Here is a 356-nt window from a genome sequence, read left to right as displayed (position 1 = left end):
TATTAGCAGTCGTTTCCAACTGTTGTCCCCCACCTCAAGGCATATTCCCAAGCATTACTCACCCGTCCGCCGCTCGACGCCGAAGTACAAGTACTTCTCGTTTCCGCTCGACTTGCATGTGTTAAGCCTGCCGCCAGCGTTCAATCTGAGCCATGATCAAACTCTTCAATTAAAATCGTTTGTTGGTCCGAAGACCTAGCTCAATGAATTCTGTACATATAAAACTTAAAAAGTATTTTATGTATGAACTTTCAATGAGTTAATTTTTTGCCCCTTCCGAAGAAGAAAGCTTATTTGGTAAAATCAACATCATGTGAATGTCCACACAAATTGCATGATAACTAATTGTTAAAGAA

1 rRNA gene is annotated in these 356 nt (G+C 40.2%); it reads right to left on the bottom strand.

Going from position 1 to position 356, the window contains the following annotated elements:
* A 16S ribosomal RNA gene (locus HII17_RS18915) occupies positions 1-172 on the bottom strand; the annotation flags it as partial.
* Between the last annotated feature and the right edge of the window lie 184 nt (positions 173-356).

The sequence above is a fragment of the Thalassotalea algicola genome (assembly GCF_012932965.1).
Classification (GTDB): Bacteria; Pseudomonadota; Gammaproteobacteria; order Enterobacterales; family Alteromonadaceae; genus Thalassotalea_F; species Thalassotalea_F algicola.
The sequence above is the reverse complement of the archived record's forward strand: the minus strand, read 5'-3'. Positions and strand labels throughout refer to the sequence as shown.